The sequence below is a fragment of the Streptomyces smaragdinus genome (genome assembly GCF_009604385.1).
Taxonomy (GTDB): domain Bacteria; phylum Actinomycetota; class Actinomycetes; order Streptomycetales; family Streptomycetaceae; genus Streptomyces; species Streptomyces smaragdinus.
Map to the genome: position 1 here is coordinate 532,223 of NZ_WEGJ01000001.1, position 16,475 is coordinate 548,697.

A 16,475-nucleotide genomic window follows, 5' to 3' on the forward strand; every position below is an offset into this window, starting at 1 on the left:
TCCTCCGCATGGATTCCACCCGCGCACTCGACGGCCTCGATCAGCGCCCCTGGCCCGGGCTGGAGCACGCCTACGGCACCGCCGAGGACGTCCCGGACCTGCTGCGCGCGCTCACCGGAGAGGACGAGGAGGAGGCGGAGGAGGCCCTGGAGGAGCTGTGGAGCAGCATCGTGCACCAGGGCACGGTGTACCCCGCGACGGTGGAGGCCGTGCCGTTCCTGGCCCGGCTGGCGGCGGCCGGGTGCTGTACCACGAGCCTGCTCGGGATGCTCGCCGTGGCGGCGGAGGGCAGCGACGACTGCTGTGCGGCGGTCGGCGCCCAGTTGCCGCTGCTGCTGCCGCTGCTGGAGGCGCCGGAGGCGGAGGTGCGCCGGGCGGCGATCTGGGCGGTGGGGCGTACCGAGGAGGCGGGGGCGGCGGAGGCCGTCGGGCGGCGGTATCGCGGTGAGCCGGACGGGTCCGTACGGGCCGAGCTGCTGTCCGCCCTGATCCGGCTGGACCCCGCGGGCGGGACGGAGCTGATCGCCGAGGCGCTGGATCCGGGCGAGCCGGCGGAACTGCGGCTGGCGGCGGTGCTCGCGGGGCTCGAGGCGGGAGTGCCGTGGTCGGCGGAGCAGCACGCGGCCCTGCTGGCCGTACTGCCGGCGAACGGGCTGCTGGAGCCGGGGCTGGACGAGGGCCGGGACGCACCGCTCGCGGCTGTCTGCTCGGCGCTGCTGGAGCGGGACACCGACAAGGATCGCGCCGCTGCTTTCGGCCTGCTGACGGCGGCTCTGGGCGACGCGCGGGAGGACGTGCGCGAGGAGGCGCTGTGGGCGGCCGACGACGCGGTCACCGCTTCGCGTTCCGCGCCGGGGGTGCTGTTGCCGCTGCTGGCTCCGGTGCTCGACGGTCCGACGCCGTCCGCGGCTGCCATGCGGTTGCTGCTCAGGCTCGCGGAGTCGCTGGACGATTCGCTGGTCGAGCCCCTGGTACGACTGGCGGCCGGCGAGGGCGACCTCGCGGACCAGGCGCTGACGGTGCTCGTACGGGCCGCGCCCGAGCGGGCGGCGCCGCTGCTGGCGGCCCGGCTCGCGGACCGGCCGGGGGCGCTGCGGACGGCGGCGGGGCTGGAGGGAGCGTTCCCCTTCTCCGGGGAGTTGCTGGCGGCCGTCCGGGAGTTGCTGGCGAGCACGCCGGAGCGACGCCCGGACGAGCCGCTGTATGCGATGACCCAGCGGCACAACCAGCCCATCCACCTCGCCCTGTTGCTCGGGCAGTGGGGCGAACGGGCGGCCCCCGCGCTGCCGGAGCTGCTCGCCGCGCTCGGTCGGGCGTCCCTCGTGGTGCCGAAGGTGCTCGCCGGTCTGGCGCTCGAGGGGGCCGCTCGTACGGCGGCGGTCGACGCCCTTCGGGCGGCCGCCGGTTCGGGCGGGACGGACGAGCGGCTGGCCGCCGCCCGGGCGGTATACCGGATCGACGGCGACCCCGCCCCTTTGCTTGCGGCCCTTGAGGAGGCGCTGGCGGGCGAGGATCCGTACCGGCTGCGGGCGGCCGTCGGTGTCGCGGGGGAACTGGGTTCCGCCGCGCTGCCGTTGCTGCGTGGGCTGGCGGACGACGGCGGGCGGGAGCTGACCGCGCCGGCGTTGCGGGCGGATCTCGCCGTGGCCGTCGCCGAGGCGTTGTGGGAGCTGGACGGCGACGAGGTGCGGGCGGTGCGGTTGCTGGGGTCCGCCTTTCCGGCGGCGGACGATCTGCTGCTCCCCTGGTCGGCTGTGCACGCCGCCCGTCTCGTGGCGCGGATCGGGGCTCCGGCCGCCGGGCTGCGTCCCGTACTGGAGGGGCTGCTGGAGAAGCCGGAGCAGGTGCCGGCGGCTGTCGTGGGTCTCGCCGGGCTGCTGCGCCGGGAGGAGCTGGACGGTGGGCTGCTGGCCGATCGTCTGCTGGACGGTGTCGAGGTGCACTGGCGGCCGGAGACCGTGCTGGATGCCCTGGAGGCACTCGGCCCCCTGGACGGGGAGCGGCTGGGGCGGCTCGCGGCGCTCGCGGAGCGGGACCGGCGGGTCGTGCGCTCCGGGGCGGACGTCGATCTCGTGGTGCTCGACGAGCGGTTCAGGGATCGGGTACGGGCCCTCGTCCAGGCGTTCGACCGCCCCCGCGGCGCGAAGGCGGACGACGATGCGGCATCGTAGAACTCACGCACCCCTCACCCGCGCCGCATCGGAGGCCCCGTGAAGAAAATCGTGGCCGCCGTGTGGCACCGGCTGCGCGGCCGGTTCCAGTGGCGGATCCTGTGGCTGGCGCACGCCAAGTTCATGATCGGCGTGACCGGCGTGGTCCGCGACGACCAGGGGCGGGTGCTCGTACTGCACCACCGGCTGTGGCGCCGCGACACCCCGTGGGGGCTGCCCACGGGGTGCGCGAACAAGGGCGAGTCGTTCCCCGAGACCGTGATACGCGAGGTCAAGGAGGAGACCGGCCTCGATGTGACGGTCGGCCGGCTCGTCCGGCTGAACAGCGGCTACCGGCTGCGCGCCGAAGTCGCGTACGAGGCCCGGCTGGTCGGCGGCGACCTCAGGATCGACCCGTTCGAGATCCTCGAGGCCCGCTGGTGCGCCCCGGACGAGCTCCCGGACGGGCTGCTGGCCTCGCACCGGGAACTCATCCACGCCGAGCCGTGACGGGCGCCCCTCAGGACACGATGTCCTTGCGCCCGAACCCCCGGTAGGCCAGCGCCAGCAGCACCACCGCGTACGTCACGGACACCGACGCCCCCTGCGCCATCCCGCCCCACTCCAGCTGGGGCTGCAGGGCGTCGGCCCACGCGAACTGCCAGTGCGCCGGCAGCACGTCCCGCCACCCCTCCAGCGCGGTGACCGCGTCCAGCACGTTGCCGACGATCGTCAGCCCCACCGCCCCGCCGACCGCCCCCAGCGGGGCGTCGGTGCGCGTCGACAGCCAGAACGCCAGCGCCGCCGTCACCAGCTGCGACACGAAGATGTACGCCACCGCGATCCCCAGCCGCCCCAGCGCCGTCCCGGCCGCGAGGGAGCCGCCGGTGGGCAGCTCCAGCGGCCCCCACCCGTACGCGACCAGCCCCACGGCGAGGGCCGTCACGGTCAGCAGCAGCATCGCCGCCGCGCTGAACGCCAGCGCCACCGCCAGCTTCACCGTCAGCAGCCGCCCCCGCGGCACCGGGGCGGCGAGCAGATAGCGCAGCGACGACCAGCTCGCCTCGGAGGCCACGGTGTCCCCGCAGAACAGCGCCACCGGCACCACCAGCAGGAACCCGGCGGACACAAACAGCGCCGTGGCGGCGAAGTTGGCGCCGGACGCCGTGGCGGTGTCCATCAGCGTCACCTCGCCGCGCCGCCCGCCGGGACCCCCGGCGATCGCGAAGGCGCCGGCCAGCACCAGCGGCAGCGCACCCAGCAGGGCGGCCATCACCAGCGTGCGGCGGCGGCGCAGCTGGCGGACGGCCTCGACGCGCAGCGGCAGCGTGCGGCCGGGACGGTAGCCGGCGGCGGTGTCGACGAGCGCGGTCATGGCGTCGTCCCTCCGATCAGGGTCAGGAAGGCGTCCTCGAGCCGCCGGTTGGGGCCGAAGGACGTCACCGGGATGCCGAGGCCGACGAGTTCGGCCAGCAGCCGGTCGGGCGTGGTGCCGTCGAGCCGTACGACGAGACCGTCGGCGCCGGCGGTCGCCGAGGCGACGCCGGGCAGCGCGGCGACCTTGGCGACCAGTTCCCCGGAGACCGTGTCGACGTGGCCGACGAGCAGCGTGTCTCCGGAACCGACGATCTCCGCCACGGGACCGGCCTGGACGAGCCGGCCGCGGTCCATGACCACCAGATGCGTGCACGACTGCTCGACCTCGGCGAGCAGATGGCTGGAGACGATGACGGTGCGGCCCTCGGCGGCGTACCGGATCATCACCTCCCGCATCTCGCGGATCTGCGGCGGGTCGAGGCCGTTGGTGGGTTCGTCGAGGATCAGCAGGTCGGGCAGGCCGAGCATGGCCTGGGCGATGGCCAGGCGCTGGCGCATGCCCTGGGAGTACGTGCGCACGGCACGCTCCAGGGCGGTGCCGAGTCCGGCGATCTCCAGGGCCTCGTCGAGGTGCGCGTCCTGTTCGGGGCGGCCGGTGGCGCGCCAGTAGAGCTCGAGGTTGGCGCGTCCGGTCAGATGCGGGAGGAAGCCGGCGCCCTCGACGAAGGAGCCGACGCGCGACAGGACGGGCGCGCCCGCGCGGACGGCGTGGCCGAAGACGCGGATCTCGCCGGCGTCCGGTGCGATCAGGCCCATGAGCATGCGCAGGGTGGTGGTCTTGCCGGCGCCGTTGGGCCCGAGGAGGCCGAGGACCTGGCCCTTCTCCACCCGGAAGGAGAGGTCCTGGACGGCGTAGCGGTCGGCGGAGCGCGCGTACTTCTTGGCGAGCCCGGTGATCTGCAGGGGTACGTCCGCGAGCGCCGGGTCGGGGGCGGGGGTGCCGCCCCGGCGGCGGCCGGTGAGCAGCAGGACGGCGGCGAGCAGGACGCCGCCCAGCGGCAGCGCCCAGATCCAGGCGGGCAGCGCCGCGGGCTGGGTGTCGAGGCCGGGGGCGGTGGGTACGGCGAGGCCGCCGGCCAGGGTGACGGTGTACGTGGCGGGGGCGGCCGGCGAGGCGTACCCGAGGTCGGTGGCGGCCAGCACCAGGCGCAGGCGGTGCCCCTTCTGCGCGGTGTGGTCGACGGCCGGGAGGGTGAGGGTCACCGTCCGCCCCCGGTCGGCGCCGGTCACCCGGACCGGGGCGACGAGCTGCGAGGGCAGTACCTGCTGGCGTCCGTCGGCGCTGACGTCGTACAGCTTGGCGAAGAGCACCGCGTCGGCGGTGTCGGCCTCGACCCGTACGCGCACGGTGGGCGCCCCGGTGATCTGCACGGTGTCGGGCAGCGGGGCGGACTCGAAGCGGGCGTACTGGCCGGGGACGTCGAGGGAGATGCCGACGCCGAGGGAGGACGACAGCCCGCCGAGGGCACCGCCGAGTCCGGGGACGGCGGAGATGCCGGGCGGTGCGCCGCCGGGCGGGTTGGCGAAGGTCTGCGGGGGACCGGCGAGGGGCAGCGTGCGCGTGGTGGCGGTGAGGCCGGGGTAGCGGTCGGCGGTCGCGCCGCGCAGCTGGGCGGCGCCGTCGGTGGAGTCCACGCCGCCGGTGCGGGTGACGCGGAACGCGGGTCCGGTGCCGGTGTTCTTCTCGCCCTTGAGGTAGTGGTCGAACCAGGCGGTGGTACGGGCCCGGATCCGGTCCTTCTCCATGTCGCCGCCGTCGTGGCCGCCCTGGATCCAGTCGACGGCGACGGGCGCGCCGTTCGCGGAGATCGCCTTCGCCATGGCGTCGGCGTGGCCGAGGGGGAAGAGGGAGTCCGACTGGCCCTGCACGATCAGCGCCGGTACGTCGATGTCCTTCGCGACGGCGGCGGGGCTGCGGGCCTCGAGCAGGGCGCGGGCGTCGGCGTCGGGGGTGCCGCTGACGGCGATGCGTTCGTACATCGCGCACAGTTCGGCGGTGAACCGTCCGCAGCCGGAGGCGGCGGTCGGCTGGTTCGAGGAGCCGCCGGCGGGCGGACGGGGGGACGCGGCGTCGAGGGAGCCCGTCGTGAAGAAGAGACCCGTCCAGAGTTTCTTGAACACGCCGTCCGGGAAGAGCGCGTCGGCCAGATTCCAGTACGTGATCTGCGGCGCGACGGCGTCGACCCGCCGGTCGTGCCCGGCGGCCAGCAGGGCGAGGGCCCCGCCGTACGACGCGCCCGCGATCCCGGCGCGCGGGTCGCCGGGGGCGTCGAGCCGTACCTCCGGGCGCTCGGCGAGCCAGTCGAGGAGCCGGCTGACGTCGGCGATCTCGGCGTCCGGGTCGTTGAGGCCGATCCGCCCGGTGGAGCGGCCGAAGCCGCGCGCCGACCAGGTCAGGACGGCGTACCCGTCGCGCGCCAGGTCCTGCGCCTCCTGCGTCAGGTCGTCCTTGCTGCCGCCGAATCCGTGCGCCAGCAGCACGGCGGGGCGGCGGCCGGCGTCGCCGGCGGTGAAGAAGGACGTGTCGAGGACCGCGCCGGGGACGGTGAACCTGCCGTCCGTCCGGTGCACGGGCGGGTCGCTGTCGTCGGCCACGGCCGTCCAGGTGCCGGCACCGGCCAGCACGGCGAGGGCCGCCGCGACGGCCGCGAGAACGCGGCGCCTGCGGGGCAGTCGGAGTTCCATGCCGTGAACCCTACGGTCACCCGGCGGCGGCGCTGTCCGCTGCGGGACGGAAGCGGGTGTCCTTCCGGTGCGGTAGCCGCGGTCGCGCGCCTACTCCCGATGGAGTAGCTCAGGGAGCGCGCAGGGGGTTGGGCAGCGGCCGGTAGCGGGCGGCGGCGCCGTCGGCGGAGGTCCAGCGCAGCAGGAGGTTCGTCTTCGCGGGGACGGTCGGCGCGGCGAGCAGGGCGTGCACCTCCGGTACGTCCCCGGCCCAGCGGGCGAACTCGCGGCGCGCGGCGGGCCACAGGGCGTCCGCGCAGGACGGGTGCCGGTCGGCGAGGGCTCCGGCGATCTCCATGAGGTGGTTGACGAGGAGGGTGTAGACGAGCCGTTCCCAGCCCTTGGCCCGGCCGACGGCGTCCACCGTCCGTACGCCCTCGACGTCGCGGAAGATCGCCTGGACGGGCATCCCGTCGGGGTCGACGGCGATCAGGCAGTTCTGCAGATGGGCCTCGAGCGCGACGCCGTGCCCGGCGAACGCCCGCAGCGCGGGCGGCAGGACGTGGCTCAGATACGCGGTCCACCAGGCCAGGGGGTCCGGCGCGGTGTCCAGGGGGTTGCCGTCGAAGCCCTCGGCGAGCGCGGCGGCAAGGACCGGCCGGGCGCCCGGGAGGAGGTGGGGGCGCAGTCCGTCGCGGACGACGACGGCGAACTCCTCGTGGAGCCCGGACACGGTCCGGTAGCCGCGGTCGGAGAGCCAGACCCCGGCCTCCCCGGCGAAGGCGGCGGCAACCCGCGTATCCGTGGCGCGCAGTTTGCGCAGGTCGTGGCGCCACAGCCGGCGGATGTCGTTGGTGATGCGCACGTCGAGGCTGAACTTGAGGAACAGGTCCTCCTCCGCCAGATGCACGGTGCGCACCGAGGCGGTGGCGGCGGCCGGTCCGGTCGTCGCGTCCAGGGTGATCAGGCGGCCGTCGGTGAACGCCCGGCGGGTCTCGGGGTGCTGCTCGAGGAGGGCCAGCTGCCACGGGTGGGCGGCCAGCGGCACATACCCGGGGGGCGCGGTGCCCAGGGCGTCCAGCGCGCTCGTGTCGCCCTCCTCCGCGACGGCGTCGGCGCGTACGCCGAGCAGGGTGAGGGGGAAGGCGGCGTACGCCTCGGGGGCGTAGCGCAGCCAGGTGTCGGCGGGGGCGCCGCCGCGGGACTTGGGCGCGGGGTGGTGGGGGTGGCCCATGACCAGTGACTGCTCGGAGCGCAGCCACAGGTCCGCGGGCGGTGCGGTGCGGGCCCGGGCGGTGAGCATCGCGGCGACCGCGTCGCGGCTGTCGATCATCTCGGCGGGGAGGGCGTCGTTGACGACGCCGGTGAGGAGGGTGAGTTCGTCGACGACGAGTTTCACGATCTCGGCGTGGCTCAGCCGCTGCCAGCCGTGGTCGGTGCGCAGGTCCGCCGTGCGGGGGCGGTGTTCGCGCGGCACCCGCAGCAGCAGTCCGCCCGCGCGGGTGCGGTGCAGGGTGTCGCCGGCGGGGTCGGCGGCCTCGCGCAGGAGGCAGCCCAGCAGAGGGGCGGTGGCCAGTTCGTCGGCGGCGGCTGAGATGGTGTCCATTAGAGATCAGTATGGGTGGCGTCGTCACGTCACGTACACGTGGGGGGCAATGTGCCGGAAAACGTCGCCGAACGAGCCGTTGCCGAGCAGCTGTCCGATGTGCGGCCCGAGCTGGCCGGACGATACGGGGCGGAGCTGCCGGACGCGCGGGCGGCCGTGCTGCGGCGTTTGTGGCGGGGATTGACGTACGACCCGTTGCCGTGGGTGGCACGGCGGTCGGGCGGCGAGCTGGAGTTGACGGACGGGCGGCGGCTCTCGGGGCCGGTCTGCGATCCGTTCGCCACCGACGCGCCGGTCAAGGCGGTGGAGCTGGACGGGTCGGTGTACGCGCATCCGGCGGAGCTGATGCGGGCGCTGGGGTTCGCGGGGTTCGCGGCGGAACTGGCCGGCAGTGTGGCGTCGTTGGCGCTGTCGCGGGCGGGTGCGCCGGCCGGGCCGGGGCCGTGGGAGCAGCGGGTGGTGGACGGGCATCCGTACCATCCGTGCTGCCGTTACCGGCCGGGGTTCAGTGTCGCCGAGGAGCTGGCGTACGCGCCGGAGCACCGGCCGGTGGTCCGCCTCGCGCTGGCCCCGGTGGCGGACGCGCGGGTCACCGGGGAGTGGCCCGAGCGGCTGCGGGACGGCGGGCGGGTGCTGCTGCCGGTGCATCCGTGGCAGGCGGAGCATGTGCTGGCGGGGCGTGAGTTGCAAGGCGGGTTCGACGCGCGCCCGCTGATGGCGCTGCGTACCCTCGAGCCCGACGCCTGGCCGGGGGTGCATGTGAAGACGGCGCTGAGTACGCGGCTGACGTCCTCCGTGCGGGACATCTCGGAGTACTCCGTACGGGGCGCCGCCGTCGTGTCGGGGCTGCTGGCGGACGTCGCGGGGCGGCTCGACGGGCGGCTGCACGTCACGCGGACGCTGGCGGCGGCGAGCGGCGGGTCGGCGGATCTGGCGGCGGTGCTGCGGGAGTCGCCGTCCGTCCACGCCGACGCGTCGGCCGGGGAGGAGGCGATCCCGGTCGCCGCGCTGGGGCGGCGGGACCCGGCGTGGGTGGCGGAGTTCGCCCGGCTGGCGCTGCCCGTCGGGCTGCGGATGCTCGAGCTGGGCGTCGCGCTGGAGGCCCACGGCCAGAACCTGCTGGCCGTCGTCGGGCCCGACGGCCGTCCGCGCCGGCTGGTCTACCGCGATCTCGCGGACGTCCGGATCAGCCCCGCCCGGCTCGCGGCCCACGGCATCCCGGTGCCGCCGCTCACGGGCCGGATCGTCACGGACGACCCGGTGGCGCTGCGCCGCAAGCTGTTCGGCTCCCTCGTCTCCGGCGCCCTCGGCCCGCTGGCGGGCAGCGGCCCGGCGCTGGCAGCTGCTGTGGGCCCCGTAGTCGACGCCCTCCCGCCGTCCGCGGACACCGAGGCGCTGCGCTCGGCGGAGCTGCCGGTGAAGGCGCTCACGCTGATGCGGCTGCGGGACGAGCCGGGCGACGCGTGGGCCGTCCTCCCGAACCCGCTGCGCTGACTCACACGGTGTCGGGCCGCACCTCGTCCAGCATCAGCGCGGCGCGGTCGGCGAAGTCGTCCATCTCCGAGTCCAGGGGGTAGACGGACGCCTTGGTGAGCGTGAACGACACGAGCGTGCCCCCGTCCGACCACACGCACGTGTACTGCACCACGGGGTTGCCCTGCTCCTGGGCGGTGGCGCCCTGGCAGAGGAACTTCTCGCCCTCGCTCGCCCCGGCGTCGCGGGGCTGGATGCTCACCTCCCCGATGCCGGCCAGGTCCGCCAGATATTCCTTGGCGTCCAGGTCCTCGTCGTCCTGCAGCCCCTCGTAGCGGACCCAGCCGTTGCCGAGGGTGTCGGCGCCGTACTTGGCGGACATGACCGTGTCCACCGACGGGTGGTCCTTCTTCGCGTCGTCCGTCAGCTCCTTGTCGAGGAAGAGGTCACCGCCCTCGAGGTCCGGCGGAATGGTGAGGTTGTACTCACCTCCGCCGCCACCCTTCGTGCTGCCGCCTCCGCCGTCGTCGTCCGTCAGCAGCAGCACTCCGGCCACGGCCCCGGCGACCACCAGACAGCCGGCGAGCGTCCACCCCACCAGCACGCCCGTCGAACGCCGTGGAGGCGCCGGGGGCATGCCGTACGGCCCGGGCTGGGGGTAGGGGCCCGGCGGCGCGTACGGGGGCAGGGGCGGGAGCGTCGGGGGCAGGGGCGGGAACTGGGCGGCGACGGTGGGTGGCTGGTCGGCCGGGGCGGGCGGCGGCTGGTAGCTCACCTGCGTCGGCTCGTGCGCCGCGTACGGGTTCCGGTCCTGCTGCGGGACGGGCGGCTGTCCGTACGGCGATGGACTGCCGTACCCCTGCTGCGAGTCACTCATCTGCTCGTCCCCCCTCGGGAGCGCCTGCGGTCGGTGCGGGGATCCTAGCGGCGCCGGCGGACATGCGTTCGCACGCAAGGTCCGGCAGGGGCGGCCGGGGACCCACTACGCTGCCTCAGTTACGGCAGTACGGGGAACGAACGGCACGGGGGCGGACAATGGGTACGGGGGACGGCGGCGGGCGGGTGCTCGCCGGGCGGTACCGGATCGTGGCACAGCTGGGCCGCGGCGGCATGGGCACCGTGTGGCGGGCCGTGGACGAGGTCCTGGGCCGCGAGGTCGCGGTGAAGGAGCTCCGGTCGTACAGCGACGCGGACGGCACGGAACTGGCGGCGCTGGGCGTACGGATGCAGCGCGAGGCGCGGGCGGCGGCGCGGGTGCGGCACACCGGTGTGGTCGCGGTGCACGACGTGGTGGAGCACGAGGGCCGGCCGGTCATCGTGATGGAGCTGGTGGACGGCCCGTCGCTGGCCGACGTGCTGCGGCGGGAGGGCCCGCTGGACCCCGTGGCGGCGGCGCGGATCGGGGCCGGGGTGATGGACGCGCTGGCCGCCGCGCACGCCGCGGGGGTGCTGCACCGGGACGTCAAGCCCGGCAACGTACTGCTGGAGCGCGGCGGCCGGGTGGTGCTCACGGACTTCGGCATCGCGGCGATGGACGATCCCGGCGACGACGCGGGGACGCGGCTGACGGGCAGCGGGGAGATCGTCGGCTCGCTGGACTACCTGGCGCCGGAACGGGCCCGCGGCGACGCGCCGGACGCGCCCGCGGACGTCTGGGCGCTCGGGGCGACGCTGTACGCGGCGGTCGAGGGCACGGCGCCGTTTCGCCGCACGTCCACCTGGTCGACGATCACGGCGATCGTGGTGGAGCCGCTGCCCGAGCCGAAGCGGGCGGGCGCGCTCGGCCCGGCGCTGCACGCGCTGATGGCGAAGGACCCGGCGGCCCGCCCGGACGCGGCGGGGGCGGCGCGGATGCTCACGGAGATCGCCGAGGGGGGCGCCGGGCTGCCGCCGTCCGCCGCGGACACCACACGGCTGCGCGCCCCGGCGCCCCCGGCCTCCCCGGCGGTCCCGGTGGTCGCGGACGTCCCGACCGTCCGTACGACCCCGTCCCCGGCGGCCCCGCACACGCGGACCGAGCTCGACGCCGCCGCCCCGCTCGGCACGTTCGGCCCCCCGCACCCCGGGCCGGAGCCTTCGCCCGGGCGGCGGCTCCGCCCCCTGCTGATCGCCGCCGGGGTGGTGGCCGTGCTGCTGGCGGGCGGCGGCGCGGCGTACCTCGTCGGGCGCGACGGCGACGACCCGACGGGCCCGGTGGCCGCCTCCCACACGCCGAGCGCCTCCACCGCCGGAGAGCAGCCGGCGGGCGGCGGCGCCGCGAGCGAGGGAACCGACGACCGCCCGAAGGGTTCCGAATCGCCGTCCGCCGAGGCGTCGAAGAAGGCCCCCGCAGCCGCGGCCGGCACGTCCGGCGACAGCGGCGGCGGATCGGACGGCGGCTCCGGCGACACAGGCGGTACGAGCGGCAGCGGCGGCTCCGGCGACGGCGGCGACAGCGGCGGGACGAGCAGCACGGGCGGGACGGGCAGTACGAACGGCGGATCGACGGACGGCAGCAGCACGTCCGGTTCCAGCACCGGCGGCTCCAGCCCGAAGCCCTCCTGCACCTCCATCGGCGGCGGCAAGTACAACTGCACGGTGTGGGGCACCGCCGACTCGTACGACTCCGCGCATCGCAAGGTCGGCGTCCTGTACACGGGCACGAACTACTTCTACTGCCAGGTCAAGACCGGCTGGCGCGAGACCTACGGCGAGTGGACGAACGTCTGGTGGGCGAAGACGGACGACGACAGCGGCAACGCGAACGTGTACATCTCCGACGTGTACATCGACATCGGGGAGAACGACTCCCCCGTCCCGGGCCTCCCCGTCTGCTGAGCGGGGAGACCCGGGGACGGTTCACCGGACGAAGGCGAGGAGCAGCGCGAACCGCTCCTGCGGATCCGTCCACCACCTGCGTACGGTGAGTCCGGCGGCGGCCAGTTCGTCGGTGAGGGCGGAGCGCCGGAACTTCACGGAGATCTCGGTCCGCAGATCCTCGTCCCGTTCGAAGTCGACGGCCAGGTCCAGCGCCTTGACCTTCACGGTCTGGGCCCGGTCGGAGCGCAGATGCATCTCGACGCGCTCCTCGACGGCGTTCCACACCGCGCGGTGGGTGAAGGTGTCGGGGTCGAAGTCGGCGTCCAGTTCGCGGTTGAGGACGTGCAGCACGTTCTTGTTGAACTCCGCCGTGACCCCCTGCGCGTCGTCGTAGGCCCGGCGCAGCACGCCGGCGTCCTTGACCAGGTCGGCGCCCAGGAGCAGCGCGTCGTCCGGTCCCAGCGCGGCGCGGACGGCGGTGAGGAACGCGGCCCGCTGTCCGGCGTCCAGATTGCCGATCGTGCTGCCGAGGAACGCGAGGAGATGCGGCCCCGGGGTGTCGGGCAGGGTGAGGGCGGACTCGAAGTCGGCGACGGTCGCGGCGACGTCCAGCCGCGGGTAGTCGCGGATCAGGGCTTCCCCCGCCTCCCGCAGCGCGCTGTCGCTGACGTCGAGCGGGGCGTACGAGCGCAGCCCCGGGCCGAGGGCGTCGAGGAGCAGGCGGGTCTTCTCCGAGGAGCCGGAGCCCAGTTCGGCGAGGGTTCGGGCGCCGGTGAGCGCGGCGATCTCCTGGGCGCGGGCCTGCAGGATCTCGCGTTCGGCGCGGGTCGGGTAGTACTCGGGGAGGCGGGTGATCTCCTCGAACAGGGCGCTGCCGCGGGCGTCGTAGAACCATTTCGGCGGAAGGGTCTTGGGCGTGGCGGTCAGTCCGGCGGCGACGTCCGCGCGCAGGGTACGGGCGGCGTGGTCGGCGGCGAGGCGGCGGGTGAGGGTGAACCGGGGGCGTGCGGGGGTGTGGAGGGCGCTGGGGCGGCGGGTCATGAACGGAGGGATCCTTCCGGGACGCGGGCGGTCAGCGGGGTGACGGTGACGGAGTGGCGGGTGGCGAGGAGTACCGAGTGGTCGGGCACCTCCTGCCAGGGGGCGCCGGGCGCGTCGTCGGGTTCGGAGGCGACGAGGACCTCCCCGGCGCCGGCGCGGTACCAGAGGGTGTCGCCCCACCGGGTGGCGGCGATCCGGTCGCCGTCGGTGAGGAGCAGGTTGAGGCGGGCGGTGGGCCGTACGGCCGCCGTGTCGCGTACGACCCGGGCGAGCGCCTCGTCGGGCTCTGCGCCCGCCGCGAGCTGACCGTCGGCGGCGGCCCACAGCAGGGCGGCGTCGCAGCGGGACTCCAGCCGCAGCAGCCGCTCGGCGGTGAGCGGGAGCCCGGCGTCGGCGGGCAGCCGTTCCCAGTCGGGTACGGCACCGTTGTGGCTGAACAGCCAGGGTCCCGAGGTGTACGGGGCGGCGGCGGACTCGTCCTGGCTGGTGCCCGCGGTGGCGTCGCGGACGGCAGCCAGCAGGGCGGTGGTGCGCAGGGTACGGGCCAGGTCCGGCAGATTGCCGTCCGCCCAGACGGGCACCGCCCGCCGGTAGCGGGCGGGCGGTCCGGCCGGCGGGTACCAGCCGATGCCGAAGCCGTCGGCGTTGACGGTGCCGTGGCGCTGCCGGCGCGGCGCCCACGACTGCTCGTACAGCCCGCGCGGCGGGTCGGTGAGCAGTTCGGCCACGCCGCGGGGGTGTTCGCCGAGCCAGGCGATATGACGGCACATCAGGCGTCCCGGGCGGTGCGGAAGCCGGCGAAGATCTGCCGCCGGATCGGGTAGTCCCAGTTGCGGAACGTGCCGCGGACGGCGACCTGGTCGGCGCCGAAGGAGCCGCCGCGCAGCACCTTGTACCCGGGGCCGAAGAACACCTCGCTGTACTCGCGGTAGGGGAAGGCCCCAAAGCCCGGGTAGGCGGTGAAGTCGGAGGACGTCCACTCCCACACGTCGCCGATCAGCTGCCGCGCGCCGCTGGGCGCGGCGCCGGCCGGGTAGGCGCCGGCGGGGGCGGGAGCGAGGTGGCGCTGGCCGAGGTTGGCGTGCCGCGCGGTGGGCTCGGCCTCGCCCCAGGGGTAGGTGCGGGAGGTGCCGGTGGCCGGGTCGTGGCGGGCGGCCTTCTCCCATTCCGCCTCCGTGGGCAGCCGCCGGCCGGCCCAGCGGGCGTAGGCGTCGGCCTCGTACCAGCAGACGTGCACGACGGGCTCGTCCGGCGGTACGGGTTCGGTGCGGCCGAAGCGGCGGCGCAGCCAGGCGTCGCCGTCGCGGCGCCGGAACAGCGGCGCGTGGATGCCGGTGCGGCGGACGTGCGCCCAGCCGTCGGGGTGCCACCAGCGGGGCTCGTCGTAGCCGCCGGCGGCGATGAACTCCTGGTAGGCGGCGTTGGTGACGGGTGTGGTGTCGAGGTGGAAGGCGGGGACTTCGACGGTGTGGGCGGGGCGTTCGTTGTCCAGTGCCCAGGGGTCGGTGGAGGTGCCCATGGTGAACGGGCCGCCCGGCACGAGCACCTCGTCGGGCAGCGGGTGGCCGCCGGGGGGTGCGGGGGCGTGCAGGACGGGGGTGCCGCGGCGGAGCTGGTGGGTGGCGAGCATCGTCTCGTCGTGCTGCTGCTCGTGCTGGGCGACCATGCCGAAGACGAACGCGTCGGCCAGCAGCGGATCGTCGCCGTGGGGGTCGGATCCGGCCAGTACGGCGAGCGCCCGGTCGCGGACCTCGCCGAGGTAGCGCCGCGCCTGGGCGGGCGTCAGCAGGGGCAGGGCGGGGCGGTCGGCGCGGGGGTGCTGGAACGCGTCGTACATGTCGTCCAGGTCCGGGCGCAGGCCGGGGCCGCGGCCGGCGGCCCGCAGCAGCCAGATGTCCTCCTGGCTGCCGATGTGCGCCAGGTCCCAGACCAGCGGGGACATCAGCGGTGAGTGCTGGGCGGTGAGTCCGTCGTCGTCGAGGCAGTCGGTGAGGGCCAGGGTGCGGCGGCGGGCGCGTTCGAGCGCCGTGCGGGCCCGGTCGCGGAGGTCGGTCCGCAGGTCGGTCGTCATCGGGTGGTTCCTTCCAGCAGATCGTCTGCGGGGCAGCGGCCGCGTTCGGCGTACCGTTCGGCGAACTGGGCGACCGCGCGGCGCGGTTCGCCGGTGAGGGCGGCCTCGGCGGCGCTCACGCAGGCGCGTACGGCCTTGCCGAGGGCTGTGTCCGCCGGGCCGTGCCGGGCGGCGTGCAGCCAGAGCTCCGGGGGCGGCAGTTCGCCGCCGCCGGTGAGGGGTTCGGTGGCCTCGTACGCGGCCTCGGCGGCGCACGGGTCGTCGAGGAGGGTGGCGGCCACCGCGACGGCGGCGGCCCAGCCGGGGCCGGGCTGGGCGTCGATCATGCGCAGCTCGAGCCAGCCGCGCGGGCGGACGGGCGGGAAGAGGGTGCTGAGGTGGTAGTCGAGGTCGTCGGGTTCGGCGCCGCGGCCGTCGGCCGGCTCCGCCAGCCAGGTGCGGAAGGTCAGTCCGTCCGGTGCCGTCCATTCCTCGGGCGGCGGGCGGCGGATGCACATCACGGGTGCGTCCAGGGCGTAGCGCGCCCAGTCCGTGTGCGGGTCGCCGCCGTCGGCGGCGGCCGGTCTCGTACGGTCCGGGTCGGCGCGCGCCCAGACGGCCTGGCGGGTGGAGCGCCAGCCGGTGGGCCGGCCCCGCCACAGAGGTGAGTTGGCGAAGGCCGCCAGCAGGACGGGGCCCAGGCGGTGCGCGAGGATCCAGCGGTGGCGGAAGGCGGCGGGGTCGTCGCCGGCCTCCAGATTGATCTGGACGGCGGCGGTGGAGCGCATCATCACCCGGCCCCACGGGCCGATGCGGTCGAAGTGCCGCTCCATCGCCCGGTAGCGGGGCTCGTCGAGGATGCGCCGCTGGACGCGGAACGGGTCGAGTCCGCGGCCCGTGGCAAGGAGCCCGGAGCGGGCGAGGACCTCGTCGAGGGCCGCCTGGTCGGCGGCGAGGTCCTCGACGCAGCCGGCGACGGAATCGGCGGGGCGTGAGCTCAGTTCGACCTGGCCGCCGGGTTCCCGGGTGAGGCTGCTGCCGCCGGGCAGCGCGCCGGGTTCGGTGAGGGGGGCGAGTGCCTCGGTCAGGCGGCGCTCGGTGAGCGGGCGGCGGGGGTGGGCGCGGTCGTGGACGAGCCATTCCAGTTCGGCGCCGGTGCGTCCGGGCGGTCCGGTCTTGAAGCAGATGCCGCCGATCCGCGTCTCGGCGTCCTGCTTGCCCAGCTGTGCCTCCACGGGTCCTCCTCCGGTCGGGTGGGACCAGAGGAACCCGGTGGGGCGGCGCGGGTATTCCACGCCGCCCCGGCCGGAGGGGG

12 protein-coding genes are annotated in these 16,475 nt (G+C 75.5%); 4 read left to right on the forward strand and 8 right to left on the reverse strand.

Going from position 1 to position 16,475, the window contains the following annotated elements:
- Nucleotides 1-8: 8 nt before the first annotated feature.
- Nucleotides 9-2,171 (forward strand): hypothetical protein, encoded by a 2,163-nt coding sequence (locus tag SRB5_RS02580; protein WP_153449695.1) that lies wholly within the window; start codon nucleotides 9-11, stop codon nucleotides 2,169-2,171.
- A 39-nt stretch (nucleotides 2,172-2,210) separates the two neighbouring features.
- Entirely contained in the window at nucleotides 2,211-2,660 is a 450-nt protein-coding gene (locus tag SRB5_RS02585; RefSeq protein WP_323376868.1) for an NUDIX domain-containing protein, read from the forward strand.
- A 10-nt stretch (nucleotides 2,661-2,670) separates the two neighbouring features.
- On the opposite strand, the gene SRB5_RS02590 is transcribed toward SRB5_RS02585, so the two are convergent.
- The 3 genes from SRB5_RS02590 to SRB5_RS02600 all read right to left on the reverse strand — a co-directional run bounded on the left by SRB5_RS02590 (nucleotide 2,671) and on the right by SRB5_RS02600 (nucleotide 7,797).
- Entirely contained in the window at nucleotides 2,671-3,525 is an 855-nt protein-coding gene (locus SRB5_RS02590; protein WP_153449696.1) for an ABC transporter permease, read from the reverse strand.
- On the reverse strand, nucleotides 3,522-6,212 hold the full coding sequence (locus SRB5_RS02595) for an alpha/beta fold hydrolase (protein ID WP_153449697.1): 2,691 nt from the start codon (nucleotides 6,210-6,212) through the stop codon (nucleotides 3,522-3,524). Before SRB5_RS02595 ends, SRB5_RS02590 begins: the two co-directional genes overlap by 4 nt.
- A 109-nt stretch (nucleotides 6,213-6,321) precedes the next feature.
- The gene (locus SRB5_RS02600; RefSeq protein WP_153449698.1) at nucleotides 6,322-7,797 is read right to left on the reverse strand and encodes an IucA/IucC family protein; all 1,476 of its coding nucleotides are present in this window, start codon (nucleotides 7,795-7,797) and stop codon (nucleotides 6,322-6,324) included.
- Between the two features lie 51 nt (nucleotides 7,798-7,848).
- Here SRB5_RS02600 and SRB5_RS02605 point away from each other — a divergent pair, with 51 nt between their 5' ends.
- A complete protein-coding gene (locus SRB5_RS02605) occupies nucleotides 7,849-9,291 on the forward strand; it encodes an IucA/IucC family siderophore biosynthesis protein (protein ID WP_323376870.1) in 1,443 nt (480 codons plus the stop codon).
- A gap of 1 nt (nucleotide 9,292) precedes the next feature.
- Here SRB5_RS02605 and SRB5_RS02610 read toward each other — a convergent pair whose 3' ends face one another.
- Nucleotides 9,293-10,147 (reverse strand): hypothetical protein, encoded by an 855-nt coding sequence (locus tag SRB5_RS02610; protein WP_153449699.1) that lies wholly within the window; start codon nucleotides 10,145-10,147, stop codon nucleotides 9,293-9,295.
- 158 nt (nucleotides 10,148-10,305) lie between these two features.
- Here SRB5_RS02610 and SRB5_RS02615 point away from each other — a divergent pair, with 158 nt between their 5' ends.
- Nucleotides 10,306-12,087, forward strand: coding sequence for a serine/threonine-protein kinase (locus SRB5_RS02615; protein ID WP_153449700.1), 1,782 nt, complete (start codon nucleotides 10,306-10,308; stop codon nucleotides 12,085-12,087).
- A gap of 21 nt (nucleotides 12,088-12,108) precedes the next feature.
- Here the strand turns inward: SRB5_RS02615 and egtD are convergent, their stop codons facing one another.
- From egtD to egtA, 4 genes are read right to left on the reverse strand one after another with little or no spacing between them, the layout of a single operon-like run.
- Nucleotides 12,109-13,110 (reverse strand): L-histidine N(alpha)-methyltransferase, encoded by a 1,002-nt coding sequence (gene egtD, locus SRB5_RS02620; RefSeq protein ID WP_153449701.1) that lies wholly within the window; start codon nucleotides 13,108-13,110, stop codon nucleotides 12,109-12,111.
- The gene (gene egtC, locus SRB5_RS02625) at nucleotides 13,107-13,880 is read right to left on the reverse strand and encodes an ergothioneine biosynthesis protein EgtC (protein WP_153449702.1); all 774 of its coding nucleotides are present in this window, start codon (nucleotides 13,878-13,880) and stop codon (nucleotides 13,107-13,109) included. The genes egtD and egtC overlap by 4 nt, the downstream gene beginning before the upstream one ends.
- On the reverse strand, nucleotides 13,880-15,181 hold the full coding sequence (gene egtB, locus SRB5_RS02630) for an ergothioneine biosynthesis protein EgtB (RefSeq protein ID WP_153449703.1): 1,302 nt from the start codon (nucleotides 15,179-15,181) through the stop codon (nucleotides 13,880-13,882). Before egtB ends, egtC begins: the two co-directional genes overlap by 1 nt.
- Nucleotides 15,178-16,395, reverse strand: coding sequence for an ergothioneine biosynthesis glutamate--cysteine ligase EgtA (gene egtA / locus SRB5_RS02635; protein WP_323376874.1), 1,218 nt, complete (start codon nucleotides 16,393-16,395; stop codon nucleotides 15,178-15,180). The genes egtB and egtA overlap by 4 nt, the downstream gene beginning before the upstream one ends.
- Nucleotides 16,396-16,475 lie beyond the last annotated feature (80 nt).